This is a genomic window from Sinomicrobium oceani, assembly GCF_900119185.1.
Classification (GTDB): Bacteria; Bacteroidota; Bacteroidia; order Flavobacteriales; family Flavobacteriaceae; genus Sinomicrobium; species Sinomicrobium oceani.
Window position 1 is genome coordinate 64,554 of sequence record NZ_FPJE01000001.1, and the last position, 25,140, is coordinate 89,693.

The 25,140-nt window shown below is 47.1% G+C and carries 18 protein-coding genes; 6 read left to right on the plus strand and 12 right to left on the minus strand.

Features of this window, described 5'->3' with window-relative positions; all coding sequences use genetic code 11:
* Positions 1-18 precede the first annotated feature (18 nt).
* The 5 genes from BT112_RS00305 to BT112_RS00325 all read right to left on the minus strand — a co-directional run bounded on the left by BT112_RS00305 (position 19) and on the right by BT112_RS00325 (position 10,793).
* Positions 19-1,656, minus strand: a complete 1,638-nt coding sequence (locus BT112_RS00305; protein WP_072315306.1) for a family 16 glycosylhydrolase — start codon at positions 1,654-1,656, stop codon at positions 19-21.
* 8 nt (positions 1,657-1,664) lie between these two features.
* Complete coding sequence (locus BT112_RS00310) at positions 1,665-3,212, minus strand: hypothetical protein (protein ID WP_072315307.1); 1,548 nt, start codon at positions 3,210-3,212, stop codon at positions 1,665-1,667.
* A 13-nt stretch (positions 3,213-3,225) separates the two neighbouring features.
* Positions 3,226-4,722, minus strand: coding sequence for a RagB/SusD family nutrient uptake outer membrane protein (locus BT112_RS00315; RefSeq protein ID WP_072315531.1), 1,497 nt, complete (start codon positions 4,720-4,722; stop codon positions 3,226-3,228).
* Positions 4,723-4,735: 13 nt separating this feature from the next.
* The gene (locus BT112_RS00320; protein ID WP_072315308.1) at positions 4,736-7,777 is read right to left on the minus strand and encodes a SusC/RagA family TonB-linked outer membrane protein; all 3,042 of its coding nucleotides are present in this window, start codon (positions 7,775-7,777) and stop codon (positions 4,736-4,738) included.
* Positions 7,778-8,018: 241 nt separating this feature from the next.
* A complete protein-coding gene (locus tag BT112_RS00325) occupies positions 8,019-10,793 on the minus strand; it encodes a triple tyrosine motif-containing protein (RefSeq protein WP_072315309.1) in 2,775 nt (924 codons plus the stop codon).
* A gap of 221 nt (positions 10,794-11,014) precedes the next feature.
* On the opposite strand from BT112_RS00325, the gene BT112_RS00330 reads away from it, so the two are divergent.
* On the plus strand, positions 11,015-11,725 hold the full coding sequence (locus tag BT112_RS00330; RefSeq protein ID WP_072315310.1) for a ceramidase domain-containing protein: 711 nt from the start codon (positions 11,015-11,017) through the stop codon (positions 11,723-11,725).
* Here BT112_RS00330 and BT112_RS00335 read toward each other — a convergent pair.
* From BT112_RS00335 to BT112_RS21715, 7 genes are all read right to left on the minus strand, one after another.
* A complete protein-coding gene (locus tag BT112_RS00335) occupies positions 11,685-13,127 on the minus strand; it encodes an SLC13 family permease (RefSeq protein WP_072315311.1) in 1,443 nt (480 codons plus the stop codon). The genes BT112_RS00330 and BT112_RS00335 overlap by 41 nt on opposite strands.
* Positions 13,128-13,199: 72 nt before the next feature.
* Positions 13,200-15,104 (minus strand): acetate--CoA ligase, encoded by a 1,905-nt coding sequence (acs, locus tag BT112_RS00340; RefSeq protein WP_072315312.1) that lies wholly within the window; start codon positions 15,102-15,104, stop codon positions 13,200-13,202.
* Between the two features lie 316 nt (positions 15,105-15,420).
* Positions 15,421-17,115 carry a sodium:solute symporter family protein gene (locus tag BT112_RS00345; RefSeq protein WP_072315313.1) on the minus strand — a complete coding sequence of 565 codons (1,695 nt, stop codon included), beginning with the start codon at positions 17,113-17,115 and terminating at the stop codon, positions 15,421-15,423.
* Positions 17,116-17,205: 90 nt separating this feature from the next.
* Positions 17,206-17,463: a DUF4212 domain-containing protein gene (locus BT112_RS00350; RefSeq protein ID WP_072315314.1), complete on the minus strand. Its 258-nt coding sequence runs from the start codon at positions 17,461-17,463 to the stop codon at positions 17,206-17,208.
* A 192-nt stretch (positions 17,464-17,655) separates the two neighbouring features.
* Positions 17,656-18,195: a DUF4136 domain-containing protein gene (locus BT112_RS00355; RefSeq protein ID WP_072315315.1), complete on the minus strand. Its 540-nt coding sequence runs from the start codon at positions 18,193-18,195 to the stop codon at positions 17,656-17,658.
* Between the two features lie 132 nt (positions 18,196-18,327).
* Positions 18,328-20,355, minus strand: coding sequence for a urocanate hydratase (locus BT112_RS00360; protein WP_072315532.1), 2,028 nt, complete (start codon positions 20,353-20,355; stop codon positions 18,328-18,330).
* 346 nt (positions 20,356-20,701) lie between these two features.
* Positions 20,702-20,863, minus strand: a complete 162-nt coding sequence (locus tag BT112_RS21715) for a C1orf53 family protein (protein WP_175545719.1) — start codon at positions 20,861-20,863, stop codon at positions 20,702-20,704.
* A 125-nt stretch (positions 20,864-20,988) separates the two neighbouring features.
* On the opposite strand from BT112_RS21715, the gene BT112_RS00370 reads away from it, so the two are divergent.
* From BT112_RS00370 to hemL, 5 genes are all read left to right on the plus strand, one after another.
* Positions 20,989-21,324, plus strand: a complete 336-nt coding sequence (locus BT112_RS00370) for a hypothetical protein (protein WP_072315317.1) — start codon at positions 20,989-20,991, stop codon at positions 21,322-21,324.
* 51 nt (positions 21,325-21,375) lie between these two features.
* A complete protein-coding gene (locus BT112_RS00375) occupies positions 21,376-21,855 on the plus strand; it encodes a hypothetical protein (RefSeq protein ID WP_072315318.1) in 480 nt (159 codons plus the stop codon).
* Between the two features lie 122 nt (positions 21,856-21,977).
* Positions 21,978-22,877: a 1-aminocyclopropane-1-carboxylate deaminase/D-cysteine desulfhydrase gene (locus BT112_RS00380; RefSeq protein ID WP_083564715.1), complete on the plus strand. Its 900-nt coding sequence runs from the start codon at positions 21,978-21,980 to the stop codon at positions 22,875-22,877.
* Positions 22,878-22,934: 57 nt separating this feature from the next.
* On the plus strand, positions 22,935-23,741 hold the full coding sequence (locus BT112_RS00385; protein ID WP_072315320.1) for a glucosaminidase domain-containing protein: 807 nt from the start codon (positions 22,935-22,937) through the stop codon (positions 23,739-23,741).
* 73 nt (positions 23,742-23,814) lie between these two features.
* Positions 23,815-25,101 carry a glutamate-1-semialdehyde 2,1-aminomutase gene (gene hemL, locus BT112_RS00390; RefSeq protein WP_072315321.1) on the plus strand — a complete coding sequence of 429 codons (1,287 nt, stop codon included), beginning with the start codon at positions 23,815-23,817 and terminating at the stop codon, positions 25,099-25,101.
* Positions 25,102-25,140 lie beyond the last annotated feature (39 nt).

Genomic DNA, 25,140 nt, shown 5'->3' on the forward strand with positions numbered 1-25,140 from the left:
TATAAAAACACGCTTAAACTACTGATAAACCCTTACGTAATCGACCTCCATCGCAGTCTGCTGAAAAGCGGGATCGATCGCTCCCCCGAATGTACCGCCCATAGCTACATTCAGGATAATGAAAAACGGCTGATGAAAAGGGGTGTCGGATGTATTATCGAATTTGTGAAATATCTTGTTATCCACGGCAAAGATGATCTGTTCTTCCGTCCATTCTACGGTGTAGTTATGGAATTCGGTGGCCGCATTGCTCACTCCTGTGGACTGCGTCAGACCGTTTGCCCCGGAATTCCCGGGAAAGTGCAGTGTTCCGTGGGTGATATCGGGTTCGTTACCTTTGTATTCCATGATATCGATCTCTCCGCAACCCGGCCATTCCACCTCGGTAAAATTAGACCCGAGCATCCATATTGCAGGCCAGGAACCTCCTCCTTCGGTCAGTTTTGCCCGTACTTCTATACGTCCGTACTGAAAATCGTACTTGTTCTGGGTCGTTATCCGGGAAGAGGAATACTGGAAATTATCTATATTTTCTGCGATGAGATTGATTTTCAACGTTCCGTCTTCTACCACCGCATTGTCTTCGGTATAATATTGCTTTTCCTGATTGCCCCAACCATTGTTGTTCCCTGTTTCATAATTCCAGCTGGCCGCATCGGGTTCGCTTCCCTGGTCGAACTCATCGGCCCATACCAGTTCATCGAACTGGGTTTGAAGCATTTCTTCTTCCTCTCCGCCATTACCGCCGCCACCTTCGGGATCGGTAGTCAACTTCAGGTACCAGGCCAGACTATCGTCAGATCCCATAATAGCGCGTAATTCCATATAATCGTCTTCGATCTTCATAATCTCATACGTACTGGTCCCGATATAGTAGTTCATAAATCCTCCGTCGGATATGATAAATTGTGTTCCGGGAGTACCCGGAGCTTCCGAGGAAGACGGGGCAAGATTTACGTATTTTTTACCCGAAGTATCAAAGGCCAGACACTGATCATCGCCTCCGCTACCGCCGGCAACAGAGAGGTAACTCGCATTGAAGAAGGTCTCTCCTTTATTGTCATGCTCAAAGGCAATACTACCGTCATTTTCAAGACTGAATGTCATGGCGTCATCGTAGAAACACTCGTCCTTCTCATTAGGAGCTGCCGAGTAATAATCAGGGGTAAAAGTTCCCGAAGGACCTACACCGAGGTGGGCCGGAAGTGCCTTGGCTATATACCAGGTTTTGCTCCCGTCACCAGTGAGCAGCGATTTTGTTTCCGGATCATCGAATTCACTGAATACCCGTAATGTCAATGTTTTACTGGTACTTATACCCCCGGTCCCCGTAGCCAGAACGGTAACTACATAATCATTGATACCGGGAGTAGTAAACCGATGTGTATACGTTCCGTTCGAGGTGTTTTTGGACGATTTATCGCTGAATACGAACTTGTAGTTCGTAGCGTGTTGTGCACTTACCTTAAACTCCACCAGGCCACTGCCATCCCCGTATTCGTTTTCGTCATCGACCCCGATGATTCGTGCTTCCATACTCAGGTCGGCCGGGGCAATAAGGGCCCCGAGACTGTTATCGTCATCCTGGCAACTGCTGTGCAACAGCAACAGCATACAAGCCAGTACCGAAACTATAGGTATTATATATCGTTTCATCTTATGATTTAATTTTTGAGTTGTATATCGTCTATATAATAGGTATTCCCTTCTCCGGGCTGATCAAAATTCATAAAAATGGTAACCACATCCAGATGTTCCGGGTGTTCTATGCCGGAGAAATCGAAGGTAAGCTCTTCCCATGATTCTGTCTTTGTCGTGGTTGCGGAGACCTCTGTGGCATAGTCAGACCCCGAGTCTTCCAGTTTGAGAAGTACGGTAATGCTACTTTTCGGAGACCAGGTTTTGACACTCAGTATCGTGGATGAAGAAAAATCTATAGGTTTATCGAGCAGTATATTAGAGCCTGCCCAGGTCTCGGCACCCGCAGATTTGACCAAACGGGTCACTTTTGAGGAGGTATTGATACCCGATACATCCGGATTATCCGCAATATCCGAAACAGCCCCCCCGAAATTCATCCATGCATAGGATATCGGGGCTTCGAAAGTAAGCGGAAGTTCGGGAAAAGCCAGCCGGATATTATCAAAATAATAGGTCTCTCCTTCTCCGGGAATATCGAAATTAAAAAACAGTACAAGCGTGCTGTAATCCGTAGCTTCGTCCAATGCTGACAAGTCGAAAACCAGCGTTTCCCATTGTCCGGCAACCGTAGTTGTCTGTTCGAATTCCACAAAAGTACCGGAATCCCCGGCTTTTTCCATTTTGAACAATACGGGTGCGCCGGCAGCAGGCGAATATACATCAACAGCTACGGATTTTGTCACGGAAAAATCAATTCCCCCGTTCAGGGAAGCCGATATGCCCGCCCAGGTTTCCGAGCCCTGTGGCTTGGTGTAAGCACCTACGGTGTTACTGCTATTTACCTGGTCGGGATCCGGATTGTCAACCAGGGCTACGGTAGTACCATCACCTCCCCCGAAGTAATAAAAATCGTATTTTACGGTGGGAACCTCAAAGGTTACCGGAAGTACCAGGGGTGTGGATATTTCTATATCTTCGGTGTATGCTGTAGTAGCACTACCACCGCTGAGGGCCACTACTTTTATCGTATAGGTTCCTATATCTCCGTATTCGTAAGAAGCACTTTCTCCCGAAAGGAAAGACACGGGAGCCTCATCCTCCTTTTCTCCGAAATACACCTCGAAAGCAGCTGCATGGTCTGCTACCGCAATTACGGTGACCTTAAAAGGCTCCGACTGTTCCCTGCTGATCGTGACCTCCAGGTTTTCCGGGGGCAGAAAGGACAGCAAAAGCTCTTTTTCTGCAGTGGCTGTAGCACCGGCCTGGTTCCTGGCTGTAATTCCGATGGTATACGTACCTTCCGGATAGATATGAGAGACTCCCTGTCCGGAAACGAATTCTTCCGACGGTTCGCTGCCATCTCCGAAATCTATGATAAAAGAGTGGGCTCCTTTTGCCGAAGGGTAGATACTTACCTCCCCCGAATTGTCCTGTTTGATCAGAAAATCTGCCGAAATATCGGTAGGTTCCGAGAGGTTTACACGTGTTGTGCCGTCATCATCGGAACAACCCCACACCAGCAGCATACAGGCCGAAAATATGAGTATATAGCTTTTTAGTATCGCTTTCATAATAATGATCTTTTTAGTAGTCAGGATTTTGTTCCCATGTATTCTGCGAGAACTGAATTTCTTCGAGCGGAACAGGGAAAATATTATTTTTCGGAGCGGTAAATCCGGTAATGGTACCCTGTGCTCTTCCGGTACGGACCAGGTCAAAAAAACGATGTCCTTCGCCCATAAGCTCTGACCTGCGATCGCGATAGATGGCTTCCAGCAGCACATTCCCGGAGGCGGATACTTCCCCCAGGCCTGCACGCTCCCTGACCTGGTTCAGGTAATCCCTTGCAAGTACCTCGTCAATACCTCCCCTGACCAGCGCTTCCGCAGCCATCAGCAGTACATCTGCATACCGTATAGCTCTGTAATTATTAGGCTGGGTAAGATTGGCATCTCCTTCATTGTCGTTGATCCGCGGGAGATATTTCCGGTTGTAATAGCCGGTATGTCCGGTTACCGGATCGGTATTACCGATCCCGTACGATGCACCCGTTTCGGAGACCCAGGCTTCGATATCGAGTACGGTAACATCTCTTCGGAGGTCCCCGGATTCGAAAGAATTATAGGCTTCTTCGGTAGGGAGGTTAAACCCGTAACCGGATTCGAATACAGGACCGGAATAATTACGGATACCACTGAACCCCACCATCACATTTCCTTCACTACACTGCAAACATTCGAATCCTGCCCCCTGTACACCGGTGTACTGGATCTCAAATACCGATTCGCCACTGTTTTCCGCTTCATACTCAAACAGGTCTTTATAATCCTCACCCTGCCTCGTACCGTACAGGTGATATTTACCGGAAGAGATCACCAGATTCAACATCGGGGCAGCTTCGTCAAATTTATCCTGATAAAGGTATACTTTGCCAAGCAGCGCCTGGGCGGCACCTTTGCTAACACGTCCCGTTTCGGGGGCATCAACAGCAAGTCTTTCCACCGCATATTCCAGGTCGCTCTCTATATAAGCATAGACTTCACTTACCGGGGAGCGCGGTACGATGGCCTCGTCTCCAAGAACGAACTGTCCTTCCGGTTTCATCGGGATTGCACCAAACCATTTCACGAGTTCAAAATTGAAATAAGCTCTGAGGAACCTGGTTTCCGCCAGTAACTGTTCCTTACCTTCAAAATCGGTTTTATCCTGGTTTTCTATAATAAAGGAAGCTCTTTGAACCCCTGCAAAATTCCAGTCCCATATATCATCGAGATTATCGTTTATAGGCGTATGCTCCATACGGTCTACCTGCTGCCATCCTATGACATCGGTAGCACTTTCCCCGCCCGCATGCGTGTTGTCCGAAGCGATCTCTCCCAGAATTACATTGACATAGGTAGATTGCAGTATGTCGTACGTTCCGAGCAGAGCATTGTAGTAATCATCTTCACTGTTGAAATAATTTCCCGAGGAAATTTCATAGCGCGGATCCACTTCGACAAAATCATCACTGCATGCCGTAAAAGTAAAGGTTGTGAACGCCGTGGTCAGCAACAGGCTGTATATATATGTTTTTTTCATGTTTTTCATCCGTTTAGAATTGAAGGTTTACACCGATAATGTATGTTCGCGGCACAGGATAAAATCCGTAGTCGATACCGCTGCCGATAGGATCACCGGAAGATGCCGTCGGGTCGTACCCCGAATACCTGGTAAAGGTGTGTACATTATCCACTTTGGTATAGATACGGAACTTCTCGAGCCCTGATTTTTTTATGAAGCTGTCGGGTATGGTGTACCCCAGGGTAATACTTTGTATCCTGGCAAACGATCCGTCTTCTACAAAAAAATCGGAAAATACGTGATTGGTCGTCGGTTCGGTGGTTACTCTCGGAACGCTATTTCCGGTCCCCGGTCCTGTCCAACGGTTGAGCCGGTAATTCATTTTATTGACATTGGGCTGATCCCTTTCGTAATTTCTCACGATATCATTACCGAGATTGGCAAAGGAATACGCAGAGAAATCAAATCCTTTGTATTGCAGGGACAGGTTGAGTCCCATGGTTACTTTGGGAATCGGGTTTCCGAGGTCGGTACGGTCTTTGGCATCGATAACCCCGTCACCATTGACATCCACATAGCGGATATCTCCCGGCCTTGCTTCCGCACCCAGCGCTTTTTGTGACGGATGGGTTTCTACTTCGTCCTGGGTCTGGAAAATACCGTCGGTACGATAACCGTAGAAATATCCGAGGGGTTTTCCCACTTCCATTCTCGCCGGCATAGGCTGTCCCACACTAAAAGCCCCACCTTCGTAATAGCCGGTACCATTGTTTACCCGTGTTGCTTTATTGTGGAGGGTAGCAATATTATATCCTGCCGAGATATTAAAACCGTTATCGAAGGTCTGATTGTAGTTTACGGCAAATTCAAGTCCCTGGTTCTCCACGGTTCCGGCATTGACGATAGGTCCTTCGGCGCCCGGTGCTCCGGTACCGAGTATACCGGATACGGGAATATTGGATATCAGCAGGTTTTCCCTGACATTTCTGTAATAATCGGCGATAATCTCTATTTTGTTATCGAAAAGCTGAAGATCCAGTCCGACATCAAATTTTTTGGCTTCTTCCCATTTTATTCCGGGATTAGCCAGTCTTCCCAAAGCATAGCCGTTTACAAGGCTCTGATCGTTCCCGAGAACATACGTCGCCTCCCCGTTAAGCAGGGAAAGGTAGCCGAAGGTGGGAATCCTGTCATTACCCAGCACACCGTAGCTCGCACGCAGTTTCAGAAAATTTACGGCACCGGTGTCATTGAAGAAGTCTTCTTCCGAAACCACCCATCCTGCAGAAGCCGACGGGAAATATGCCACACGATGCTCCGGTGCAAAAAGCGTAGACGCATCACGACGGATCATGGCCGAGAAGAGATATTTGTTTTTAAAGGCATACTGTAACCTGGTAAAATAGGACAACCGGCGCAAATCGTAAGCATACGAATTGTTCGTCTGGTTATCTCCGGAACCTGTTGCGGTATTGAAATCGGCAAACTTCCAGCTGTTGGCCTGGACTCCAGTACGTGTTCCGCCAAGGCCTTCCCCGTATTGTTTATAAGCCGTCATCCCCAGCATGAACGTCACCTTATGATGGTCTGCCAGCACATTGGAATACGTATTGAAAAGATCGAAAGTATAGTCGTTATCATTGATCTTGTTCAGCGTAACCATATTATCTGTACGGGTATAGATCTTACCTGCACCGTAATTGTAAATCGGTGCGAATTCACGGTTTCTCGAATTTGAGGTATTAAACCCGAACCGGGCCTGAAGCTCCATATTACGGATATATTTCAACGTAGCCTGTATGGTCCCGCTAAGACGGTTGGTGACATACTCATTGAAGGTATTATCGATCTGTGTCAACGGGTTCACTACTTCATTACCCAGACTGATGGTATTATCGAGGTTAGCTGTGGAAGGATCGATGACCGGAGCGATATTTGCCGCGTTAAAAAGTACGGAGCCCAGTGAAAAACTATTGATATTATGACGTTTAACCCTGCTGTAAAACAACTTGGTACTGACCGAGAGTTTTTCCGAAATATCGGCATTCAGGGATATCCTTGCCGTACTTCTTCTGAAATCCGCTTTATCCCCACCGATAATCCCTTCCTGATCCAGGTGTGAGGCGCCGAGCGAGTAATGGATTTTCTCTTCTCCCCCGGTAATGGACAAATTGTGATTGGTTACCGGGGCCTGGCGAAAGACTTCGTCCTGCCAGTTTGTCCCTTTGCCCAAATTACTGATATCCGGAAAAGGAAGTGCCTGCCCGGCATTGGCATAGCTTTCATTGAGCAATACGGCGTATTCCGTGGCATTAAGTACCGGAAGTTTGCGCGTGGTTTCCTGTATTCCGGTGTAAGCGTCGTACTGTATCTTCGGTTTCTGATTCTTTCGCCCCGACTTGGTCGTAACCAATACCACCCCATTAGCGGCTATGGTCCCGTAAATCGCTGCCTGGGCATCTTTGAGGACTGTGATATTCTCAATGTCTTCCGGGTTGATCGAGTTGAGACCACCTTCGTACTGAAACCCATCCAGTATGATCAGCGGCGCATTGTTCCTGTTCGTCGCAATTCCGCGTATCCTGATGTTCGCCTCCGCTCCGGGTGCTCCTCCCTGAGGCGTTACATTGATCCCGGAAGTTGTTCCCTGAAGCGCCTGAGCAGCATTCAGCGGTTTCAGATCCTCGATGGTTTTTGCCCCGATAGACGAGACTGCCCCGGTAACCTCTTTCTTCACCTGCGAACCGTAACCTACCACCACGATCTCGTTGAGATTTTCGTAGTTGGGTTCCAGACTGATGTTAACGGTTTGTTGTGTTCCGAGGACAACCTCCCGTGTAGAGAATCCTATATAAGAAAACACCAGGACATCGCCTGTCGATACGGATTCTATAATATAGTTACCGTCAAAATCGGTAACTACACCTTTTGTCGTACCCTTCACCACAATATTCACCTGTGGCAAAGGCATATTATTCTCGGCATCGGTAACATTTCCCGATACGGAAAATGTCTGCGCACCAAGGCTGAACGAAGCCGTCAATAAAAAAAATAACAGTAGTGCTTTACTCATTACGTTGATGGTTTTGATTTCAGCCAATGTATCAATTATAGCTGCTCAAAACAGAAAAACAACCTCAACAAAAATCATACATGATAAAAAAACAGCCCTGAATTTTACGAATACATCCATAAAAGACCCTGAAAATGCATAATATTCATTTTTTAAGAAAAATTAAGATTTTTTCGGGTTCATATCCGGTTTTCACCCCGTGTTGAGGTAATGTTGAGGTATTTCGAAGAATTGTTGAGTCTTAGAAATCAAGAATATACTCGGCAAGTCCCTTTTTATGATCGAGTTTCATCTTCTTGCGGAGCCTGTACCGCTTTATTTCCACACTTCTCACTGAAATATTGAGAATGGGTGCGATTTCTTTAGAGGAAAGATTCAGCCTGAGGTACGCACAAAGTTTAAGATCATTAGGAGTAAGATCGGGATGTCTCCTTTTGATGGCATGCAGAAAATCCTGGTCGGCATTATTGAATGCTTCTTCAAAGAGTTTCCAGTTATCTTCATCTTCCATGTTTTTATTGATGAAGGAAATCACATCATCAATCCTGCCCCTGTCTTTTACAGCCGACAGCCTGTCCTTTAATTCCGTAAGTAATTCGTTCTTTTTGATCAGGCTCATCGTTGTAGCCGCAAGTTCCCTGTTCTTGGAAGCCATGTCATTTTCCAGCTTCTGGTTTTCGAGGGTCATGATCTCCTGCCTGCTTTCCAGCTGTTTTATTTCCAGTTCTTTTTGCTGTCTTGCGATGAGTTTAAGGCGTTGTTTACGGTAATAATCGGAATACACACGATGGACAAGGAGTACCAGAAACAGAAATAACAGCACATAGACGATCCAGGCCGTTACGGAAGCATACCATGGCGATGCTACGGTAAACGGAAAACTTTCCGGGTCCGTAAGCCGTCCGTTGATCTTTGCCCGGACCTCAAACACGTAATCTCCGGAGGGAATATTCTTAAAATCGGCAGAGGATTGCAACTGCCATTCACTCCAGTCGGAAATGTAGTTCCTGATCCGATAGCTGTATTTAATATCATTCAGCCTGCTGTACTGGGGAATGCTGTATTGAAAGCGGATAAAATTGGTTTTCCCGGGGAGTTCGGTTTCGGTACTTTTCAGTGCTATTAACTCATACTGTTCTCCTTTGCCGGCGACCTCGACAGCCTGAATGCGGAGTTTCTCCGGAACACTCCCCTGGTACGGAAGGCTGAAAGCGGCGTATCCCCGGCTGCTCCCAACGAGATACTGCCCTTCTCCCATCTGCGATATATTTTCGAATCTCGTGGTAATACTACGGTATTCTTTGGGGATCGGCACATAATGAAGTTCGAGCTTGTTACGAAAAGCATCGGTAGCCGTATAAAAAATACCATCTTCCCCAAAACCCCACCAGGTTCCGTCTTCCGTAACCCTGGAAGTCCCGGTTATCCGCTTTACAGGGCGGGTAATGCGTTCGAGATCGTTGGCCGCGGTAAAATCTCCTGCTTCCGGATCATATTTATAGATGTGTTCTGCCGTAGAGTAATAGATACTGTCATTAAACTTAAAGACACTGATCCCAAGTGAGATATTCTCATCCGCAGGAAAACTTTTCACTTTTTTTATCGTTGCACCGGGGCCTGTATTTAACCGGAAGATACCATTGTGATCGTGAGCGATCCACAATACGGAATCATGTTCTGCCACGATATTCCTCGAAGACAAGTCGAACCCCTTGATATCCTGAACGGCACCGGACTCATCGATATAGGTAAGTCCGTCATAATGTCCCTGTACTATACCACCGTCAAAGGCCTGTAATGTCCAGGTCCCCGACTTTCCGAAAATAAGCTTGGCCTGGTCCCGGTCCAGCAAAAATGTGCCCCTGTCGTGTCCCGCATATATCCGGCCTCCAATACGGTCTACGGACCACACCTGTCCCTTGGTTCCCGCTACGAGCTTATAATTGCTATGAACCGCTATGTCCCGGAAATAAAGCCCCTGATTGGTCCCGAGATATTGCAGGTCTCCTTCAAGAAGGCTACAGTACACCGTACCTATCTTACCGAAGGTGTCGTTAAAAAGGGTTGCGGAGCTCTGCCTGTTGATTACACTGATCCCGTTGTCCGTACCACACCATATATTACCATAACGGTCTTCGAACAGGGAAAGTACGGTATTATTGATCAGTGTAGGCTGGTTGTAATGCGTTCTTTCGGCGGTCACCGGGTTTATTGTGTACAATCCGTTCCCTATACTTCCCAGAGCCAGAGTATGATCTGAAAGCATACGGGAGACAAATATACTTTCGGCATACGGATAACCTTCGACAGCTACGGGTTCCCATACCTTGTTTTCTATCGTAAAGATCCCACTGTTTCTCGTTACCGCAAGCAATTTCCCCTGATAAGGATATAATCCCACAACCATATTGCCCTGTAATTCCTCATGCGCAAGGACCAGGCGGGACTTCCCGTTTTCTATCACATATAACCCCTCGTTCACGGCCTGGTAATAAGCATTACCGTTAACCCTGAAGAGATTCAGTATAATATTGTCCGAAGGTATTATCGTAACGGAATGGTCCTGCTTGTGATAACTGTATAATCTTGCAGGGCTCTGAAACAAGATGTAATTCCCGATTTCCTCGATATGCCAGAACTGTTCGCCATATAAAATACCCGAATCGACATACGCTACAAGGCTGGTGTAGGCAAGACTTCCGTTATCCCGGTGCTCCCAGTAACCGAAATCCATATATCCCCCGGTATATATTCTGTCCCCGGAAGCCATCACAGCACGTATAACCTCTCCTTCCTTGACCTGGTAGCGCTGCCATTGAGCCCCGTTGTATTCCAGTAAACCCGAGTTATTAGCCACATACATGTGTGCATCATCTCCCTGGGCCAGCATCCAGTTTTGATTTCCTCCATCGTAACTTTCGGGACTAAACCCGAATACGGGAGGTGTTTCCTGTCCCCCTACCCGGAAACAGCACACCATACCTAACCATATTAAAATGTAAAGAGATTTTGCCATAATGGCTAAAAGTATTAATTTTTGTGATGATTTCCGGTTTTCCCGACCTGTTTAATGCGAAATCTTTAACGATCCGTATACCCGCTTTCCGAACGTGCCGGATATTCCGCTACCATCACTTCTTAAATCGTCATACTCATAACCCCGGAGTGGCAATTTTTTAAAGAATTTCTACGGAACTGATCTTCTTACTTTTTATCTTTATCGCTTATAGCCTTTCTATGAGTATCGTTTTTTTTCTATCCGATTTCCCCAAAGACAGTGGTCCCATTTACCGGGAAACCATTGCGGGACGATTTCCCGCAGAACCGTTCAACACCCTGAGCAATTTTCTTTTCCTGGCCATTATCATATACTTTTCACTGAAAATTTACAGGAATTACCGGCAACACGGTTTTCTCAGTTTTGTGATTCCTGTTCTGTTCATCGGTTTTATCGGTGGTACGGTCTATCATGCTACCCGAAGCCATGAGATCTGGCTCTTACTCGACTGGGTACCGATCCTGATGCTCTGTCTTGCGGCTTCTTTTTATTTTTGTATAAAAACCGGGAACAACCGTTGGTCGAGGCTGGGGCTATCTGCCCTGGCCGTACTGCTTATGTTCGGTACGCGATTTGTTCGCTGGCCCGGAAACCTCTCGATCTCCATAGGTTATATTGCTTCCGCGCTGGGTGTTCTTTTCCCCATCGTACTCTACCTCTTCCGTACCCGCTTCCGCAATAGTATACAAGTCGTTCTTGCCGTTTGCAGTTTTGCACTGGCCATCTCCTGTCGCTACCTCGATCTGCGTTCGGATTTTCTGCCTATGGGCACGCACTGGTTATGGCACAGTTTCGGAGCGTTGGCGGTTTTTTTCCTGATGCAGTATATTTACCTGGACAATACCGCGCTTAGCCGTACACCCAGTGCACAAGAGTCAACGCCACAATAACCAGGAATAATACACTGATGAGGTTGAGGAAAAACCCGGCCTTGACCATATCCGACATCTTTATATAGCCGCTGGAAAACACTATGGCATTCGGAGGCGTCGATATCGGCATCATAAAGGCACAACTGGAAGCTATGGCTACGGGAACAGCCAGGTACATCGGGTTTACTTCCAGTGTTTTGGCAATACCCAGAACGATAGGCATAAATATGACGATGAGCGCCACATTACTCATCAATTCCGTAACGTACAGCGTAAATGCGGTAAGCAAAAGAATGAGAAGCCATAGTGGCATACTGCCGTCTCCGGCAATCAGGTTACCGACGAATTCTACTATTCCGGTACTTTCCAGCCCTTTGGCCAGGCATATACCTCCTCCGAAAAGTAAGAGTATGCCCCATGGCAGTTTTTCTGTGTAATTCCAGTTGAGCACATATTCCCTTGCCCGGAGATTTACAGGCATGATAAACATCAGTATCCCCCCGCCCATGGCAATAATAGTATCATTGAGGTAAGCTCCTCCCAGCAAACCGTTGATCTGCGATTTGAAAACCCAGCAGCAGGCCGTCATAAAAAAGACCACAGCCACGAGTTTTTCCGCCAGGTGCATCGTACCCAGTTCCCGGAGCCGCGTTTCTACCAGTGCACCGGAACCATCCAGTCTGCCAAGTCTATGTGGAAAAAGAACCCTGGTAATCATAAAATATGTAATAAGAAGCATAACCACACAAACTGGAATCCCTATAAGTAACCATCTCCCGAATTCTACTTCCTGCCCGTAAAACTCTTTCATAAATCCTACGAATACCACATTGGGTGGTGTACCCACTATGGTCGCCACCCCTCCGATATTTGCCGCATAGGCAATGCTGAGCATAAGACCGAGCCGGAAACGCTGGTAACCCTTTTTATTCGCTTTGTCCCTTTCTCCTCCTTCTTCGAGAAGTTTTACAATAGAGAGGGCTATAGGCAGCATCATCACTGCTGTAGCGGTATTGGATATCCACATACTCAGAAAGGCTGTAGAGATCATAAAACCAAGGATAATACCGTTGGCATTGGTTCCTGTAATCTTCAGGATATTCAGGGCTATACGCCGGTGCAGGTTTTGTTTTTCCATGGCCAGGGCAATAAGGAAACCGCCCATGAATAAAAATACAATAGGACTGGCATAAGGAGCCGCAGCTTCTTCCATGGTAAAGATGCCGAATACAGGGTAAAGGACCAGTGGTAATAAAGCGGTTACCGGTAGCGGTACCGCATCTGTGATCCACCATATCACCATCCAGGTGGCCAGTGCCAGTACCTGTGATGCCCCCGGTCCGAGTGCATCCAGTTGCAGGGTCATAAGCAGGATCATAAATATTAATGGTCCTGCGACCAAACCTATCATTCTCGCCATACGAAGAAATTAATTAACGGAAAGATAATAAGCCTGCACTACCTATTGCAATACAGGCTTTAATACGGATCGTTATACTGCGTTTTCAATGATATCCTCCACAACTTCCGGATTCAGTAATGTGGAAGTATCTCCGAGGTTTGCGGTATCTTTTGAAGCGATCTTACGCAGGATACGTCTCATGATCTTACCGCTTCGGGTTTTGGGCAGTCCGCTGACAAACTGAATTTTATCGAGTTTGGCTATAGGCCCTATATGCTCCGAAATATACTGGTTGATCTCCCTGGTGAGGTTTTCCCGGTTCCTGGTTTCCCCGGTTTCCTTGAGAATAATAAAACCGTACAGAGCATTACCTTTGATATCGTGCGGGAACCCTACAATAGCGGATTCTGCTACGGCCGGATGTTCGTTTATCGCATCTTCTATAGGAGCCGTACCGAGGTTATGGCCGGAAACGATCACCACATCATCTACCCTACCGGTGATCCTGTAATAGCCTACCTCATCACGAAGGGCACCGTCTCCTGTAAAATATTTACCGGGAAATGCGGAGAAGTATGTTTCTTTATACCTCCGGTGATCTCCCCATATTGTCCTCGCCATGGAAGGCCAGGGAAACTTGATACAGAGACTTCCGACGACCTGGTTACCTTCGATCTCGTTCCTCTTTTCGTCCATAAGCACAGGCTGTACCCCGGGCAAAGGTAAAGTCGCATAAGTCGGTTTGGTCGGCGTCGCATAAGCTATCGGCGATATCATAAGTCCACCGGTTTCGGTCTGCCACCACGTATCTACGATCGGGCACTTCTTGTTTCCTACATGGTCATTGTACCAGTGCCAGGCCTCTTCATTGATAGGTTCTCCGACGGAACCGAGTACTTTAAGGGAAGAAAGATCATATTTCGTCACCCAGTCGGTACTTTCTTTGGCCAGTGCCCGTATGGCTGTAGGTGCCGTATAGAACTGGGTAACTTTGTGTTTATCCACAACTTCCCAGAACCTTCCGAAATCGGGGTATGAAGGTACTCCTTCGAACATCACGGTGGTTGCCCCGTTGGCCAGGGGGCCGTATAATATATAGGAATGTCCGGTGATCCAGCCTATGTCGGCCGTACACCAGTACACATCCTTTTCTTCGTACTGAAAAACATTCTTAAAGGTGTACGCCGTATAGATCATGTAACCAGCCGTGGTATGCAGCATCCCCTTGGGCTTTCCGGTAGAACCGGATGTGTAGAGTATAAACAGGGGATCTTCGGCATCCATAACTTCCGCTATGGATTCGGTCGAAGCTTTTTCATACAGGGGAGCAAGCCATTCGTCGCGGCCTTCTTTCATCGGAATATCGGCATTGGTCCGTTTTACAACCAGTACTTTGTCTATGGACGGACAGGTTTCCAATGCGCCATCCACGATACCTTTAAGGTCTATGGTCTTATTTCCGCGAAACCCTCCGTCGGAAGTAACCACCATTTTACATTCGCAGTCCTGTATGCGAGCCGCAAGGGCCGATTCGGAGAATCCGGCAAAAACCACGGAATGGATTGCCCCGATACGGGCACAGGCCAGTACCGTAACGGCAAGTTCCGGTATCATAGGAAGGTAAATACAAACACGATCTCCTTTTCTGATCCCCTGGTCACGCAGTACATTGGCCATTTTACAAACCCTGTTGTACAGGTCGTTATACGTAATGTGTTCTGCCTCTTCATCCGGATCATTAGGTTCGAAAATAATGGCCGTTTTATCTCCGCGCTTGGCCAGGTGACGGTCTATACAGTTTTTGGTAATATTAAGTTTTCCGTTTACAAACCATTTAACTTCTGCTTCTTCGAGCCGGTACTCCAGTACTTTGTCCCATTTTTTGTACCAGACAAAATCTTCGGCAATCTTGGACCAGAATTTTCTGGGTTCCCGGACCGACCTCTTGTACACCTTAAAATATTGCTCCAAGCTCTTTACTTCGTAAACACCCATAGTCAGTTTTTTTCTTTTTTATAGTTATACTGTGATCATGTCAACGAAAAGGACTGCAAACAGACCCCGGTCTGTACACTAAACACCCCGGTAAAGCACAGGATAAAGTGTTCTGAAGAATTCCTTAGGGTTAACATCACCTTATTAATAGTATCTGCTTTTTATTATTTTACCGTATAAAAATGCAAAAACATATCAAATATATAATTAAAATCTTCTCTAAACATACTTTTCACTTATAAACTTAACGGTCCTCCGTAGAATTAGCGATCCGATATTATTTTTCTCTAACCTGCCGTATCCGGCGGATTACACCTCAGTGTGAAACAGCCTCTCCGGCATCGGCAGGAATACGGATATTTTCGACGATTTTCTGTACTTCCGGAGGCGGGGGTGGCGTAAAACTGTTTACCGTAAGAGCTACTATAAAATTGGCGATCATAGCTACCATCCCGAAACCTTCGGGAGAAATTCCGAACCACCAGTCTGCGGGTTCTCCGCCACCGAACATGCCAAATTTGAACTTCATCATATAAAAGAGCATACACAATATCCCGACAACCATACCACTTATAGCTCCCTCCTTGTTCATACGCTTGTAAAAAATACCGAGTATGATGGCCGGAAAAAATGATGCCGCGGCGAGCCCGAAGGCCAGTGCAACCACTGCAGCGACAAACCCGGGAGGATTAATCCCGAAATATCCGGCAATGACCACGGCTACCGCAGCACTTCCGCGGGCTATCCACAATTCGGTTTTATCGGAAATATCGGGTTTCCACTGTTTTTTTATCAGATCGTGAGATACTGAAGTGGAAATAACCAATAATAATCCGGCTGCAGTAGACAAGGCTGCGGCCAGTCCACCTGCAGCTACCAGCGCAATAACCCAGTTGGGTAATCTCGCTATCTCCGGGTTGGCCAGTACCATGATATCATTATCGATCTTAAGCTCATTGGCTTCTTTATCCGCCAGGTATTGTATTCTGCCGTCATTGTTCTTGTCGGTAAACTGCAATAGCCCCGTAGCTTCCCAGTTGGTAAACCATTCCGGCATTTCGGCATAGGGTTTATCGCTTACGGTCTCGATAAGATTTGTCCTGGCAAATGCGGAAACCGCAGGAGCCGTAGTGTACAGGATACCAATAAAAAGCAGGGCGAGCCCGGCAGATTTCCGTGCATCTTTTACACCGGGAACGGTAAAAAAGCGAACGATCACATGGGGAAGTCCGGCTGTCCCCACCATAAGGGCGAGCGTGATGGCAAACACGTCGATCATGCTTTTGGTTCCGTCCGTATACCGGGCAAATCCCAGTTCTTCGGACAACCCGTTCAGCTTGTCGAGCAGATAGGTTCCGGAACCATCGGCCAGGGTATCCCCCATTCCGAGTTGCGGAACAGGATTGCCCGTCATCTGTATGGAGATAAAGATAGCCGGCACCATAAAGGCAAATATCAGTACGCAATACTGGGCTACCTGAGTATATGTGATCCCTTTCATTCCACCGAGAACGGCATAAAAGAGTACGATAATCATCCCGATGATAACCCCGGTATTGATATCGACTTCGAGGAAACGCGAAAACACAACGCCCACACCGCGCATCTGTCCTGCCACGTAGGTAAAAGACACCAGCAACGCACAAAATACAGCCACGGTCCGGGCCGTAGAAGAATAATACCGGTCTCCTATAAAATCGGGAACCGTAAACTTTCCGAATTTCCTGAGGTAAGGAGCCAGAAGCAATGCCAGGAGTACGTATCCGCCGGTCCATCCCATAAGATATACCGCTCCGTCATATCCCATAAAAGAAATTATCCCGGCCATCGATATAAAAGATGCCGCAGACATCCAATCTGCCGCGGTAGCCAGACCATTGGCCAGGGGCGAAACCCCTCCACCTGCAACATAAAACTCTTTGGTAGAACCGGCACGCGACCAGATGGCAATCCCGATGTAAATGGCAAAAGAAATAGCTACAAGGACATACGTCCATATCTGTACACTCATGGTTGGTGGTATTTAGTGGTTTTTCAGTACTAAAATTCAGGTAAGATCACAGCAAACTGTCTATGAATATGGTATCGGTAACAGAGCGTCTCACTTGTCATACCCATACTTCTTGTCGAGTTTGTTCATCAAGCGGATATAAACGAATATAAGAATGATAAAAACATACAAGGCTCCCTGTTGCGCAAACCAGAAACCGAGTTCGAATCCCCCGATACGAATAGTATTGAGAAGATCTTTAAAGAGTATCCCCGCGCCGTAGGAAACAAGGAACCATATAACAAGGAGTATCGACAGGTATTTCAGGTTTTCTTTCCAGTATGCCTTTGCTTTTTGTTGTGATGTCATAAAAACAGTGCTTTATTTCAGCAATAAATATAATATTTTAACACAAAAACAACATCATGCGCACTTAAAAACACGACAAAATATCGATTTACCAACATTTTTCGTGAAACCGTGGTATATATAAACAAAAAATCCCCCTGCATTTATACGATACAGGAGGATTTTCCGGTAAACAGAAATATGATCCCGGTTCTATTTACTGTTTCTGGTCTCCATTCCGGGAGGATATTTTTCGAGTATGCTTTTTACGAATTCATTAATACGCTCTTCCTTTTTATCCATACGCTGGGAGAGATATCCCGTACCTTTACCCTGCCATACCAGTTCGTTCTTTCCGGCATCGATAAAATCGATGAATAAAGAGCCTTCGGTTGTTGTGGATACGTTAGGATACGCCATTCCCCACCAGTACGGGTTCCATCCCCAACCCCAGCCGTAGTTATTGTAGACATCTACCCGCTCTTTTTCGGTGGTAAAGATACTGATGAGCATATCGGGATTTTCCGACTTGGTCATTCCCTTGGCATTCAATTCGGATTCGATAGCTCTGAGAATTCTCTTTTTATCGAGATCCGAGATCTCCGCTTTGTCTATTCCGGGTTTGAAAAAGGCGAAGGTTCTGTACGTATTAAAGTTGGCATGCTTATCGTAATCGGCAGCCACCCGGACTGTAGAGCACGACCCGGCAATCATGGCCAGTACAAGTACCGGTAATAGTCTTATTGCTTTCATCTTTTTATATTTATTTGTTGTTATTATGACGCTCCCATACCTTCGGTTTCAGGATAGGGTATAATATGGTTTGTTTTATTAAAAATACAAATTTTCAGCCGGGTTTTACCTTTGGTGCGCTGCAGGTTCATGTTAAATATTTTCCAAAAGCTTATCCTCAACATCATTCGCGAGCGTTACTTTAAGTTTCGGCTCCATCTGCATGGCCCTGTTTATGGCAAAAACAGCTTCTCTATTCCTGCCCCAGCTACGTCTTGCTATGCCGTTATTAACATCCCAGAACAACATGGAACGCAGCCGATTACCCGCCTCTTTAGTACCATCAAGAACCATGCCGAATCCGCCGTTTATCACTTCGCCCCATCCGACACCTCCGCCATTGTGGATACTTACCCAGGTAGCACCCCGAAAACTATCGCCGATAACGTTGTGAATAGCCATATCTGCTGTGAAACGCGAACCGTCATAAATATTGGAGGTTTCCCGGTAGGGCGAGTCGGTTCCCGACACGTCGTGATGATCTCTTCCGAGGATGACCTCCCCGATCTCTCCGGCAGCAATGACCCTGTTAAAGGCTTCTGCAATTTTCATTCTTCCTTCCGCATCGGCATACAATATCCTGGCCTGCGACCCTACGACCAGTTTATTTTCCTGTGCCCCTCGTATCCACCGGATATTATCGGCCATCTGCTGCTGTATTTCCTCCGGGGAATTACGACGGATCTCTTCAAGTATTTCACAGGCAATCGCATCGGTCCGGGCCAAGTCATCAGGATTTCCACTGGCACAGACCCAACGGAAAGGACCGAAACCGTAGTCGAAACACATGGGCCCCATAATATCCTGTACATAGGAAGGATACCGGAATTCGCGTTCTTCCGGTCCGGCCTGCTGTCCGCCCGACGCCCACACATCTGCCCCAGCCCTGGAAGCTTCCAGCAAAAATGCATTACCGTAATCAAAGAAATAGGTTCCCGCCGCCGCATGCCTGTTTATGGCCGCAGCCTGCCGCCGCAGGCTTTCCTGAACATGGTTCCTGAATACTTGCGGGGCTTCGGACATCATCGTATTGGCTTCTTCAAAAGAAAGCCCTGCCGGGTAATACCCGCCCGCCCACGGATTGTGTAACGAAGTTTGATCGGAACCCAGTGCCACCGGTATATTTTCCCGGTCAAAGTGTTCCCATACATCCACTATATTCCCCAGATAGGCCATAGAGACAATCTCACGGGCAGCTATGGCCTTTTCCACTCTTTTGCCCAGAAGGTCCAGGTCCGTTACGACTTCATCCACCCATCCCTGGGAATGCCGGGTATGTACCGCTTTCGGATTGACCTCTGCACATACGGTAATACAACCGGCTATGTTGCCTGCCTTGGGCTGTGCGCCACTCATTCCACCCAGGCCGGAGGTCAGGAATACTGCTCCCGTACCTTCTTCTCCCGGAACCGAAGGGGTTTTTCCTATTTTCCGCAGCGCATTCATCACGGTAATCGTCGTACCGTGTACAATGCCTTGCGGACCTATATACATGTAGCTTCCGGCAGTCATTTGCCCGTATTGGGTAACCCCGAGTGCATTAAACCGTTCCCAGTCGTCCGGAGCAGAATAGTTCGGGATCATCATACCATTGGTCACTACGACCCTCGGAGCCTCGCGGTGTGAAGGAAACAACCCCAGGGGATGCCCGGAATACATCACCAGGGTCTGCTCTTCTGTCATTTCCGATAAGTACTGCATCACCAGCCGGTATTGGGCCCAGTTCTGAAAAACAGCACCGTTACCACCATAGGTAATAAGTTCGTGCGGATGCTGCGCTACGGCAGGGTCCAGGTTATTCTGTATCATCAGCATAATGGCAGCAGCCTGTCGGCAACGGGCCGGATATTCGTCGACAGGGCGGGCATACATAGCGTAATCCGGACGGAACCTGTACATATAAATACGTCCGTATCTACGGAGCTCTTCGGCAAATTCCGGGAGCAGGGCCTCATGATGTTTTTTATCAAAATAGCGCAGCGCATTGCGCAGAGCCAGTTTCTTTTCTTTAGGGCTAAGTATATCTTTTCGTCTCGGCGCATGATTTACGGTCTTATCATAAACCTTTGCATCGGGCAGTTCTGAAGGGATACCCTCTTTTATTTGTTCCTGAAATGTCATGATATGATGAGATTTGTCGATACGGTCCGGTTTATCGGTAAACGTAACCTCCCGCATCGGGTTCCTTAAAAATGTTGCTGAAATATAAAAAGTATGTTGCTGACGGTAAAACGGAGAATCCGGGAGACAAGCCCGTAAGGTTTTCAACAGAGGCCTTTTTTTATAATTTCGGGGTTAACCTCCGAGTCACCTGCCTTACGGCAGCCGGATTAAATCTCCTTTATCGGACAGGAGCAGAACCGGCATTCACCGGTATAGCCATTGGTAAAACCCTATGGGTACCGTATATCTACCCGGTGATGCGTACAGGCAACCCTGATCTGATATTGTAAACGATCACTCTCCATCATTGTTTTTTACCGGTCTTTTTGTCGAAGCCATAAGGACAGTGTCTGCAACCGCTTTCACAACAATATCCACGCTTCAGGTGATACTGTTCGGTAAAGACCTTATAACCTTTTTCGGAAAGGTAATAATCGCCTTCTTCTATGGGGATAATTTTTCTGATCAAAATCTGAAATTACACGGATTTACCTCCCGTGCCTGATTATTTTCGGACAAACATCACAAACTGACACTTATCTTGTTATATTTACAAAGGTAAATTTTTGATTTCATTTCTGAAAGCGACGTATGATTTTAATCTTCAGACACCTTTTCCCGAGTCGTTATGTAGCATTGACGCTATGGCCGGTAATTTTCATCAAGACCGGGGAACTCAAAAACGACGCGGTGCTCCTCAACCATGAAAGAATTCACCTCCGGCAGCAACTGGAACTCTTTATTCTCCCTTTTTACATCATATACGGCATCGAATGGACGGCGGGACTGCTCCGTCACGGCAATGCTTATATCGCCTACAAAAACATCAGTTTCGAACGCGAAGCGTATACCAACGAGCACAACCTTGACTACCTGAAATCCAGGAAACCATGGCAGTTTTTACCTTATTTTTTTAACGCATCTTAACAGCGAACTGGCATTTTTTTTGCTGTGATTCAGACAAAAAATTCAGTACCCATGAGACCTTTGATTTTTCTTCTTACTGTCCTGTTCGCCACGGTTTCCTGTAGCGGACAAGAAAACCGGGACACAACTCCGGAAAACAAAAAACAAGCCCACAACGACATTCCGAAACCGAAAGAAAGCTGGAAGGTGGACAAAGAGGTGGATGAAAACGGCAATGTAATCCGTATGGATTCTGTCTACTCCTGGTCTTACCACTCGGACGGCAGAGAACTTTCCCCGGAAACCATGGACAGCCTGATGCAAAGTTTCAGTCAGGGATTCGGAGGACATCTCTCCATGCCCGGGATGGGAGGTGAAGACTTTTTCGGTTCTTTTGCTACCGACTCCACCATGTTCGAACCCTTCGGGAATGACAGCCTGTTCTTTAAAGGCATGGAACAGCGGCACAAGCTGTTCGAAGAAATGATGCGCAAGGCCGATTCGCTCCATCGTGATGCCATGGAATCGTTCGGAAAGACCAACAAACTTTAAAGCATTGCGATACGGCCAACCGGCTAAAATCATTAAAGCTCCGGCACAGGTATGGTAACGGGGCTTTAATTTTTTGTGCTCCGCCCCTTGTTTGCTACCTTTGTAAGGTTAACAAAGTTATTTTGAATCAGGAAATACCATTGGATATTGTCCTCCGACAAGGAATTCGTCTTGAAATAAAGCGAGATGACCTGTTGCATCCTTTTATTTCCGGGAATAAATTCCGGAAGATGAAATACAATATTCACGAAGCCGTGAAACAGGAGCATCACACCCTGCTTACGTTCGGCGGAGCTTACTCCAATCATATCGCTGCAGTCGCCGCAGCAGGTAAGGAATACGGTTTCAGGACCATTGGAATCATCCGCGGGGAAGAACTGGCTGAAAAAGTCCGGGAAAATCCCACCTTATCCTTTGCCGAAAAATCGGGAATGCAATTCCGTTTTATCTCCAGAAGTGATTTCAGAGAGCAGCATACGGCAGCATTCCTTGATGGCCTTCGCAACGAATTCGGTTCGTTCTACCTCCTGCCCGAAGGAGGTACCAATGATCTCGCCGTAAAGGGTTGTGAAGAAATCCTAAATCCCGGGGATAAAGGCTTCGACTACCTGTGTTGTGCGGTCGGTACGGGCGGGACCATATCGGGCCTTATCAACAGTTCGGAAAAAAATCAGGAGGTCCTGGGGTTCCCGGCACTGAAAGGTGATTTTTTAACCGATGATATTCGTAAATTTGCACATCAGGATAACTGGAGTTTACGACAGGAGTTTCATTTTGGCGGATATGCCAGGGTCAATGAAGAGCTCATTCGCTTTATCAACGATTTCAGACAAAAAACCGGTATCCCGCTGGATCCGGTATATACCGGTAAAATGATGTATGGCATATTGAAACTCATCGATAGCGGTTATTTTAAAAGCGGGGCCAGTATACTGGCCATACATACCGGCGGATTACAGGGGATTCCGGGTATGAATACCGTATTACAGAAAAAACATTTACCCCTCATAGAACAAGGATAAACACCATGAACCGGGAACTCGTTACCGGGAAAACATATAAAGATAACGGACAAACGCATGCGAAAAATAGTATTTGCACTTATCATCCTGGGACTGGTCGCCTCTTCCTGTGGCTCCAAGAAAAAGGCTACTAAAAAAAGACATGAGCACAAGACCAAAACAACAAGAGTGGATTCAAGGCCTGCCACTCCGGTAGAAACCAAAAGGGAAACTAAAAGTACCGGGTTTCATCCCATAAGCGTCAATTCTACTGAAGAGTACATCGAGGTTTTTGGGCCCATTGCACAGGACGAAATGCGTGAGTTCGGTATTCCGGCGAGTATTACCATAGCACAGGGAATCCTGGAAAGCGGCTCCGGAAGGGGAGAACTCACCCTGAAGACGAATAACCATTTCGGAATCAAGTGCCATACCGGATGGACCGGGGGAATGGAATATCACGATGACGACGAAAAAGGAGAGTGTTTCCGCAAATACGATCATCCGATGACCTCCTACAGAGATCACTCCCTCTTCCTGACCAGCAGAAGCAGATATGCTTCTCTTTTCGAACTGGATAAAGACGATTATCACGGCTGGGCCAAGGGACTGCGTAAGGCAGGTTATGCTACCGACCCGAGATATCCGCAAAAACTGATAGCACTTATAGACCGATACGAGCTTTACAAGTACGATGAAGAGGTCCTCGGAAGCTCCGGGCGGAGAAAGCAGTTTGCTTCTGAGGCAGGCATACATATCGTCCGCCGGGGAGACACCCTGTACTCCATTTCCAAAAGGTACAACACCACGGTGGATGACCTTAAAAGGGTAAACCGGCTGAGGAACAACAATATTGCCGTAGGACAGGAACTCAAGGTCCGGTAATTGCCCTCAATGGTGCCCACACTACACAAAACACAGACAACAGCCATATAATACAGCATAAAAAACACATCTTATGATATACCAGAGAAGCAGCGCATTATTTGCTGAAGCCGAAAAATATATACCGGGCGGTGTTAACTCTCCCGTACGGGCTTTTAAATCCGTAGGAGGCACCCCTGTTTTTATAGAAAAGGCCAAGGGAGCTTATCTGTACGATGCCGATGGTAACAGACTTATCGATTATATCGCTTCGTGGGGACCCATGATTCTGGGTCATGCCCATGAACCGGTGATCAGGGCGGTAACCGAAAAAGCGGAAAAAGGCACTTCTTTCGGTATGCCTACCGAAACGGAGACCGAAATAGCGCGTCTTGCCGTCTCCATGGTTCCCGGTATAGACAAAATACGTTTTGTAAACAGTGGTACGGAAGCCTGTATGAGCGCCGTAAGACTGGCCAGAGGATATACCGGGAGAGATAAGATCATCAAATTTGCGGGATGTTATCACGGTCACTCGGATGCTTTTCTGATTCAGGCCGGAAGCGGTGCGGTAACTTTCGGATCGCCCGACAGCCCAGGGGTAACCCGCGGCACGGCACAGGATACGTTGCTTACCGATTACAACGACCCGGAAAGTGTAAAAAAGCTGTTTGAAGCCAACTCCGATGAAATTGCAGCCATTATCATAGAGCCGGTTGCGGGAAATATGGGCTGTATTCTCCCGGATGAAGGTTTTCTGCAAGGACTGCGTTCGCTATGTGACACGCACGGTGCATTACTTATTTTCGACGAGGTAATGACCGGGTTTAGGCTTGCCCGTGGCGGTGCCCAGGAGTGCTTTGGTATCAAAGCTGATATCGTAACCTTCGGTAAGGTCATCGGTGGTGGACTCCCCGTAGGTGCCTTTGCCGCACGTAACGAAATCATGAACCATCTCGCCCCGCTCGGCCCTGTTTACCAGGCAGGGACATTAAGCGGAAACCCGCTTGCCATGAGCGCCGGACTCGCCATGCTTTCGGAATTGAACGATAACCCCGGTATTTTTGAAAGCCTGGAGGAAAAGACCCTGTACCTGCACAAAGGAATAGCAAGGTTACTGAACAAGCACAGCGTACCACACCGTATTAACCGTCTGGGCTCCATGATATCCGTACACTTTACGGACTGTGACGTCCGGGATTTCAAAAGCTCGGCAACGGGAAATAACAACAGTTTCAAAAAATTCTTCCACGGTATGCTCGACGAAGGGATTCACCTCCCACCAAGTGCTTTTGAAAGCTGGTTCCTCAACGATGCGCTGAGCTATGAGGACCTCGACTTTACCCTCAATGCCGTAGATAAAGTTGCTACTACGCTATAACCGGAACATAAGCGTGTACAACCCAAAACCAACACTCCC

What these genes read in the sequence shown, in the direction of transcription:
- BT112_RS00320 (WP_072315308.1), bottom strand. Translation starts at nt 7,777, where the DNA reads ATGAGTAAAGCACTACTGTTATTTTTTTTATTGACGGCTTCGTTCAGC.
- BT112_RS00375 (WP_072315318.1), top strand. Translation starts at nt 21,376, where the DNA reads ATGAGACCTTTGATTTTTCTTCTTACTGTCCTGTTCGCCACGGTTTCC.
- BT112_RS00370 (WP_072315317.1), top strand. Translation starts at nt 20,989, where the DNA reads ATGATTTTAATCTTCAGACACCTTTTCCCGAGTCGTTATGTAGCATTG.
- BT112_RS00345 (WP_072315313.1), bottom strand. Translation starts at nt 17,115, where the DNA reads ATGAGTGTACAGATATGGACGTATGTCCTTGTAGCTATTTCTTTTGCC.
- BT112_RS00325 (WP_072315309.1), bottom strand. Translation starts at nt 10,793, where the DNA reads ATGGCAAAATCTCTTTACATTTTAATATGGTTAGGTATGGTGTGCTGT.
- BT112_RS00360 (WP_072315532.1), bottom strand. Translation starts at nt 20,355, where the DNA reads ATGACATTTCAGGAACAAATAAAAGAGGGTATCCCTTCAGAACTGCCC.
- BT112_RS00310 (WP_072315307.1), bottom strand. Translation starts at nt 3,212, where the DNA reads ATGAAAGCGATACTAAAAAGCTATATACTCATATTTTCGGCCTGTATG.
- BT112_RS00355 (WP_072315315.1), bottom strand. Translation starts at nt 18,195, where the DNA reads ATGAAAGCAATAAGACTATTACCGGTACTTGTACTGGCCATGATTGCC.
- acs (WP_072315312.1), bottom strand. Translation starts at nt 15,104, where the DNA reads ATGGGTGTTTACGAAGTAAAGAGCTTGGAGCAATATTTTAAGGTGTAC.
- BT112_RS00315 (WP_072315531.1), bottom strand. Translation starts at nt 4,722, where the DNA reads ATGAAAAAAACATATATATACAGCCTGTTGCTGACCACGGCGTTCACA.
- BT112_RS00350 (WP_072315314.1), bottom strand. Translation starts at nt 17,463, where the DNA reads ATGACATCACAACAAAAAGCAAAGGCATACTGGAAAGAAAACCTGAAA.
- BT112_RS00335 (WP_072315311.1), bottom strand. Translation starts at nt 13,127, where the DNA reads ATGGCGAGAATGATAGGTTTGGTCGCAGGACCATTAATATTTATGATC.
- BT112_RS00330 (WP_072315310.1), top strand. Translation starts at nt 11,015, where the DNA reads ATGAGTATCGTTTTTTTTCTATCCGATTTCCCCAAAGACAGTGGTCCC.
- BT112_RS00305 (WP_072315306.1), bottom strand. Translation starts at nt 1,656, where the DNA reads ATGAAACGATATATAATACCTATAGTTTCGGTACTGGCTTGTATGCTG.
- hemL (WP_072315321.1), top strand. Translation starts at nt 23,815, where the DNA reads ATGATATACCAGAGAAGCAGCGCATTATTTGCTGAAGCCGAAAAATAT.
- BT112_RS00385 (WP_072315320.1), top strand. Translation starts at nt 22,935, where the DNA reads ATGCGAAAAATAGTATTTGCACTTATCATCCTGGGACTGGTCGCCTCT.